Origin of the sequence: Candidatus Contendobacter odensis Run_B_J11 (genome assembly GCF_000531125.1) — a bacterium.
Taxonomy (GTDB): domain Bacteria; phylum Pseudomonadota; class Gammaproteobacteria; order Competibacterales; family Competibacteraceae; genus Contendibacter; species Contendibacter odensensis.
This window is the reverse complement of sequence record NZ_CBTK010000116.1, coordinates 1-7,026: the sequence shown is the minus strand read 5'-3', so window position 1 is coordinate 7,026 and position 7,026 is coordinate 1. Positions and strand designations below refer to the sequence as shown.

Below are 7,026 nucleotides of genomic sequence, written 5' to 3'. Positions count from 1 at the left end.
AATTTTAGAAAAATAGAATGGTATCTAAAAATTCCACAACCTGCATAGGAGAGCTATATCGCCCCCTTGGCGATGCTCCTCAAGAAATTCTGACTTTCTTCCTCCGCCCCAATCTTTTCCAAGAAGTTGCTCAACAGGGAAATGGAAAGATACGATGCCATCTCGAACTGAGAATATTGCCATGTATTAAACCAAATCGGCACAATCTTACCGGTAATCGCTTGTTTAATCATATTCATCATGCTGGTCTTGCCGGAACCCCAATCACCCTGAATAGCAATAGTCATAGGGGTTTCGCAACCTAGAATAAATTCGGACAGACTTTCAATATAAACGCGAACATCCATAATATCGTCTTTGATAAGTTCTACGGGGATATCAGTATAGCCTTTCATGATTCGATTCTCGCTTGGTGGATTGATGAGTAGTTTAGTAGTAGATCGCCGGGTTAGCCGCTCCGGCTTTGCAACGGTTCCGGGATGCATAGCCAGTGGATCAAATTGTGTTTCTTAGTATAGCTTACTACAAGTGGCCTAACATCTTACGTCAGCGATGCAGAATAGCGGAATCCGCTGGAGTGATTATTAGGCATTGTTTCCTTTGTTCCAAAGGTAAATGTCGAAAACTCTTTCATGAAACCACGTCTCATCTGATATTTCCCTAATATATTCTCTTGTCCCGACATCTTGGTTTACTACATACTTATTCATATCGGGTAATTTGGAGCATACCCCAACGATTTCTTTCTGATTGGCTTTGAATTCTTTGCGCCATTTTTCATAATAAGCATCTAATGCCCCGTTTCCTGTACCTACCGCAATCCTCGCCTGTGAATCATATATTAGGATTGGTTGCTTAATTTTTATCCAGAGGAATTTAGTTGTGAGCGATAGAACGCTTCTGTTTCCATACTTTTCAGATATTCTTCTTTCAATTTCAAGTATTTCTTTAACAAGGTTATTCTCAAATTGGATTGGTTTTAGAGGATCTATAATATCTAAAACTGGTTTGTATCTAGCAAGCCCTTTCTTTTCGTCATATTTGGAAGGCAAATTTCTCGCAATCCCATAGAAGCCACCAGCATTTTTTAATGCGGTTAGTTTTTCGCTATTATTGCCATTAGCTAATGCCTGACAATAACCCATGTCATAGGTAAGCCACTGATTTAGATAGTGTAGCGAGCAATATTCAAAAGTTTTGATTGCCATGCTTAATGTTCCCGTTTACCTGCCGTGCGGAGCCACAGCCAAGTATTAGCTATTTATAACGATAACAGACTCTCTTACCTTTTTGGGGTAACTATCTACCATCAGGCTGGCTTTTGAGGTAGGTAGAGTTAATCGGAATTTCGCCATGAAATAGGGCGGAGGAGTGACGGATTCAGCCGCGCCAATCCCGGCGACCGGCGAAAGCATGGGCCAGGGTGCCGCCATCCACTGATTCGAGTTCTCCGCCCAAAGGTACGCCGTGAGCGATGCGGGTGGCGCGAATCCCCCGTTCATGAGCCAGCTCGGCGATGTAGTAAGCCGTTGCCTCGCCTTCCACCGTCGGATTGGTGGCCAGGATGATCTCGCGGATTTCGCCCTCATCCAGCCGTGTTTCCAAGGCTTCCAGCCCCAGCTCGGCAGGACCGATGCCATCCAGCGGCGACAGATGGCCCATAAGCACGAAGTACAGTCCCTGAAAACCGGTGGACTGCTCCACCGCCAGCACATCGGCGGGAGTCTCGATCACGCACAGCAACGAGCGGTCACGGCGCGGATTGGCGCACAGGGCGCAGAGATCAGTCTCGCTTAAATCGCGGCATCGCCGGCAGTGTCCAATACGGTCCAAAGCCGTCTGCAAGGCTTCGACCAACCGTTGTGCGCCGTTGCGATCCCGTTCCAGCAGGTGCAGCGTCATCCGCTGGGCGGATTTCGGCCCCACCCCTGGCAGGCAGCGCAACGCCGTCATCAACTGGTTCAGCAGCGGCGAAGCAGCCACGATAACCGTCAGAACGGCAGTTTGAAATCGCCCAGCATCCCCGGCGGCAGACCCATGCCTGCCGTCAGACCGCCCATTTTATCTTGGGCGGTGCGCTCAACTTTGTGAACTGCATCGTTGATCGCGGCAGCGACCAAATCTTCCAGCATGTCCTTATCATCGCCCACCAGGCTGTCGTCAATCTGGATGCGGCGTACTTCATAACGCCCGGTAATGGTCACCTTGACCAGACCGCCACCCGATTCACCGTTGATTTCCATGAGTGCGATTTCTGTCTGCGCCTTTTGCAGGTTCTCCTGCATCTTTTGCGCTTGCTTCATGATGTTGCCCAAGCCACCTTTCATCATTTTTTCTCCTGATCATTGCCATGCGGTTTTGCCAACGGAACCGCTACTCGTCGGTCTCGTCAAGCGGATGGATTGTGGCGATCCGTGCATCAAACATTTCCTGCATCGCCTGAATGTGTGGATCCTGGATGATATGTTCGGCGGCGGTTTGCCGGCGTTCGGCTTGGTGTTCAGCCTGCTGGCGGGCCGGTGTCACCGCTGTCACCTTACCGGTCTGGAATTGCAGAGTCACCGGAGATGCAAGGTGCTGCTCCAAAGCCATTCTGATCCGTTCCTTGACCGAATCACTGAGCATTTGGGCATGGTTGGGTTCCAGCATCAGCCGAAAACGGTTGTCTTCCCGCTCCACCAGTGCGCAATGCAGCGCCACTTGCTTGGCAATACCGGTCAAGCCCAGCCGTTCGATGAGTACACTCCATTCCGATTCGGGTTGCGCGGGAATTGAAGCAGGCGGTGATGAAACGGAGCGCGGAATACTCGCAACGGCTGGCGATGAAACAACCGGCGTGGGCAGGGTTGCTGGGCGCGACGGTGCCGGTGCGGATACTGGAGCTTCTGAAGTCGCTGGCCGAAAGCACAACATCCGTAGTAGCACCATCTCGAAGCCACCGCGTAGATCGGGCATCAGTGGCAAATCGCGCCGACCGAGCAGCGCGATCTGATAAAACAACTGCACATCCTCCGCTGCCAGCACTCCGGCCAGCCGCAGCACATCATCGGGATCAGTCCGATCATCCTCCGCTGCCGTATCGGGCAACACCTGCGCCAACGCTACCCGCTGCAACAGCACCAGCAGTTCGGCCAATACCGCCGCATAATCGGGCGAGAGTTCATCCAGTTCCGCCACTTGGCGCAGCACTGCGGGCGCATCGCTGGCGGCCAGTGCTTCCAGTAGCGCGACCACCCGCCGCCGATCAATGCTGCCCAGCATCTCACTCACGGCGACCAGTTCGACTCGCCCACTGCCGAAAGCAATCGCCTGATCCAGCAGGCTCAGCGCATCGCGCATACTGCCATCCCCGGCGCGGGCGATATTTTGTACCGCCAACTCCTCGTGAGGAATGCCCTCCACCTCCAGTACCCGATTCAAATACTGGGCAATTAGCGCCGTCGGCAACCGCTTGAGGCTGAACTGAAGACAGCGCGACAGAATGGTGACCGGGAGTTTTTGCGGATCGGTGGTCGCCAGCAAAAACTTGACGTGCGGCGGCGGCTCTTCCAGCGTCTTCAACAGGGCATTGAAGCTGTGGGTGGAGAGCATGTGGACTTCATCAATCAGGTACACCTTGAAGCGGCCCCGGCTGGGCGCGTACTGCACATTCTCCAGCAGTTCACGGGTGTCCTCGACCTTGGTGCGGGATGCGGCATCCACTTCGATCAAATCCACGAACCGCCCGGCATCGATCTCCTGGCAGGCGGAACACTGTCCGCAAGGAGTAGAAGAAACGCCAGTCTCGCAATTGAGAGACTTGGCGAAAATACGGGCGATGGTAGTTTTTCCTACCCCACGGGTGCCGGTAAACAGGAAGGCATGATGCAGGCGCTGCTGATCGAGGGCGTTGGTCAGGGCGCGAACCACATGAGCCTGTCCGGCCAGCTCATGGAAGGTGCGCGGTCGCCACTTGCGGGCCAGAACCTGATAGCTCATACGCTACCCCAAGTGGGTCAAAAGGGTGGCGACTCTTACCAGCCACACCCCGGCGCCCGATGCCACTGCTGCCGCTGCTCCCTTCCGGGCCTGACGGGGTTCACAGCTTGTCGTCGCGGGGGGACCGATACGAGCCGCCATTGAAACTAGCTGTGCTGGCGGCGTGGACACAACCAATGTCGCCGGCAGAAACATCGCAGAATATTTGGCGAGAGAGACCATCGAATTCTTCATTCAAGGGCTTGTTTCAACAGCAACTCCCGCTGGAGATTGTTCAGAGTAACTTTGGATTACCGCACGATATTAATCAATTCATAATAGTCCATAATCGTTTGAGGGCGCAATGCCAGGCTGGGCGCTCTCGGTCAGAAGTACCGGAATTCAAATCTAACGAAGGTACCGTCGAATGCACATCAAGAAACCATCATTCCTGAAATCGCCCTTCACCACAGGGCTTAAAATCGCCTGCGCGGTCTTGGCCCTGACCGCCGGTCTCGCTGCCGGCAGTGTTCAGGCCGCCTACACGGGAGCCACCAGCGCCACCAGTGCGGCCGGAGGGAAAAAACCCAACATCATCATTATCTGGGGTGACGACATCGGCTACTGGAACGTCAGCGCCTACAACCGAGGGGCGATGGGTTACAAGACGCCGAACATTGACCGCATCGCGAAAGAAGGCGCGCTGTTCACCGACTGGTACGGCCAGCAGAGTTGCACCGCCGGTCGCTCCGCGTTCATCACCGGGCAGAGTCCTTTCCGCACAGGCCTGCTCAAGGTCGGTCTGCCGGGCGCCAAGGAAGGCTTGCAGGCGCGGGATGTCACCATCGCCCAACTCCTCAAGGCGCAGGGCTACATGACCGCGCAGTTCGGCAAGAACCATCTGGGCGACGCCGACGAGACGCTGCCCACGATGCACGGCTTCGACGAGTTCTTCGGCACGCTCTACCACCTTAACGCCAGCCAAGAGCCGGAACACCCCGACTACTTCAAAGATCCGGCGATGATCAAGAAATTCGCGACGCGCGGCGTGCTCCACACTTGGGCCAACCCGGACGGCACCCAGAAGATCGAGGACGCCGGCCCGCTCACTATCAAGCGCATGGAGACGATTGACGAGGAAGTCACCCAACTCTCGCTGGATTATCTGGAGAAAGCGAAGAAAGCCGATAAGCCCTTCTTCCTCTGGTGGAACTCCACCCGGATGCACATCTGGACGCACCTCAAGAAAGACAGCCAGGGTAAGACTGGCCTGGGCATTTATGCCGACGGTATGGTCGAACACGACGCGCAGGTTGGCCAGTTGCTCGACAAGCTCAAGGAACTCGGCCTCGATGACAACACCATCGTCATGTATTCCACCGACAACGGCGCCGAATCGTTTAGCTGGCCCGATGGCGGCACGACGCCCTACCGGGGGGAGAAGGCCGAGAACTGGGAGGGGGGCTACCGGGTGCCGACCGCCATCCGCTGGCCCGGCGTCATCCAGCCCGGCACCATCAACAATGACATCTATTCCCACGAAGACATGCTGCCCACGTTGCTGGCCGCCGCCGGCGTCCCCGATGTCAAAGAGCAGTTGCTCAAGGGCATGAAGGTGGGCGACAAGACCTTCAAGGTCCATCTCGACGGCTACAACATCACCGACGCGCTCGCCGGCAAAACGCCCGACCCACGCCACGAGTTTTTCTACTTCAACGACGATGGCTCGCTGGTGGCGCTGCGTTACGACCCGTGGAAGGTCGTCTTCGCCGAGCAGCGCGCCGAAGGCTTCGAGGTCTGGCAGGAGCCTTTCGTCCAGTTGCGTCTTCCGAAGCTCTTCAACCTGCGCTCGGATCCGTTTGAGAGGGCTGACCATACCATCGGCTACCCCCAATGGCGCATCGACCACTTGTTCGTGATGGTGCCGGCGCAGCAATACGTCGAGCAGTTCCTCGCCACGTTCAAGGAATTCCCGCCAAGCCAGAAAGCCGGTAGCTTCTCGCTTGATCAAATACTCGAAAGCCTGACGAAGGGCGCGGGCGACAAATAAGCGCACGCGGCATGAAACGCTGACTCAATGCTCTGAGTCGCGTCTGTCCCAACAGAATGCGGCTCCGATCAACCTTACAGACCAATAAAGGACAGAACGATGAAACTGAAACGACGATACATTTTCCACCCGGCCCTGTGGCTCGCCGCCGCTCTCGTGCTGGCAGGGACAACGCTAACTGCAATGGTGCGGAGGCCCATCAATGAAAACTAGTGCTATGTCATTTTTATTTTAAGTGATATAATTGGATGCATAAACTATCTATATTACCTTTTCTTTTACTGGAAGATTTATGCCAGCTAAAGTGTACAAAGTGACCTTGAGTGATGAAGAAAAAACTTTTTTAAATAGAGGTAATTGCAAAATTATTTCGTAGCATCTTCAAATACGATTTTACCCGGCTTTTATACCTCAATGGTTCGGACAGTTTTTGGTTTCGGCCTCGTGGACGGAAAATACATCAGTGTGTGGAACCTCTTGAAAAATCAGAGCTTCAAGCATCCCTCATAGGTCAAGCAAAATCAACGAGTTATTTTATCCCACTCCGGTCAACCCCTCACTTCGATTTAATCTCTACGGGTCTAATTCCCCGCAGCTTGCTGCGTTCTTTGGTAACCCAATACCCCGCAGCTTGCTGCGGGGTCGTTTATTTCAGCCTATGAAGGCTAACCCGTTGATGGTGATCACCAAAACTGTCCGAAGTATTGATACCTAAAAAAATAGGTTTAAACTGGTTTTTTCAAATTTTCATTTCACAATACTTCGGACAGTTTTATGCGGTAATAGACCCGTAGTTACATAGGTTCTCGAACTCGGGGTTGGCTTTAATCAAACTGAAGTCTAAACCTAAGTAGGAAGAAAAACGTTTGAACAAATGTTCATTGAATTTGCGGATTTTCCAACTGGCAATGGAAATAACGGATCGATCTGCACCCTGATTTCGTTGTCGATCTTCCAGTTTATAATGGACCCCAAATTTCGGACAGGCAAATAAGGTGGTACTCTGCAACGTAAAGACA

The 7,026-nt window shown here is 53.4% G+C and carries 6 protein-coding genes, 1 other RNA gene and 1 pseudogene; 1 reads left to right on the top strand and 7 read right to left on the bottom strand.

Annotation, left to right across the window (positions count from 1 at the left end; all coding sequences use genetic code 11):
• Positions 1 to 53 precede the first annotated feature (53 nt).
• The 6 genes from BN874_RS09290 to ffs all read right to left on the bottom strand — a co-directional run bounded on the left by BN874_RS09290 (position 54) and on the right by ffs (position 4,108).
• Positions 54 to 395, bottom strand: a complete 342-nt coding sequence (locus BN874_RS09290; protein WP_034432380.1) for a P-loop NTPase fold protein — start codon at positions 393 to 395, stop codon at positions 54 to 56.
• Between the two features lie 189 nt (positions 396 to 584).
• Positions 585 to 1,208, bottom strand: coding sequence for a hypothetical protein (locus BN874_RS09285; RefSeq protein WP_034432377.1), 624 nt, complete (start codon positions 1,206 to 1,208; stop codon positions 585 to 587).
• A 172-nt stretch (positions 1,209 to 1,380) separates the two neighbouring features.
• Complete coding sequence (gene recR, locus BN874_RS09280) at positions 1,381 to 1,983, bottom strand: recombination mediator RecR (protein WP_081756269.1); 603 nt, start codon at positions 1,981 to 1,983, stop codon at positions 1,381 to 1,383.
• Between the two features lie 8 nt (positions 1,984 to 1,991).
• A complete protein-coding gene (locus tag BN874_RS09275; RefSeq protein WP_034432375.1) occupies positions 1,992 to 2,330 on the bottom strand; it encodes a YbaB/EbfC family nucleoid-associated protein in 339 nt (112 codons plus the stop codon).
• 43 nt (positions 2,331 to 2,373) lie between these two features.
• A complete protein-coding gene (gene dnaX / locus BN874_RS09270) occupies positions 2,374 to 3,978 on the bottom strand; it encodes a DNA polymerase III subunit gamma/tau (protein WP_034432371.1) in 1,605 nt (534 codons plus the stop codon).
• Positions 3,979 to 4,011: 33 nt separating this feature from the next.
• An RNA gene (ffs, locus tag BN874_RS23450) (signal recognition particle sRNA small type) lies at positions 4,012 to 4,108 on the bottom strand.
• A gap of 276 nt (positions 4,109 to 4,384) precedes the next feature.
• Between ffs and BN874_RS09265 the strand changes: the two genes are divergently transcribed.
• On the top strand, positions 4,385 to 6,007 hold the full coding sequence (locus BN874_RS09265; protein WP_081756268.1) for an arylsulfatase: 1,623 nt from the start codon (positions 4,385 to 4,387) through the stop codon (positions 6,005 to 6,007).
• Between the two features lie 772 nt (positions 6,008 to 6,779).
• On the opposite strand, the pseudogene BN874_RS25555 reads toward BN874_RS09265, so the two are convergent.
• Positions 6,780 to 7,026: pseudogene (locus BN874_RS25555) on the bottom strand (hypothetical protein); the annotation flags it as partial.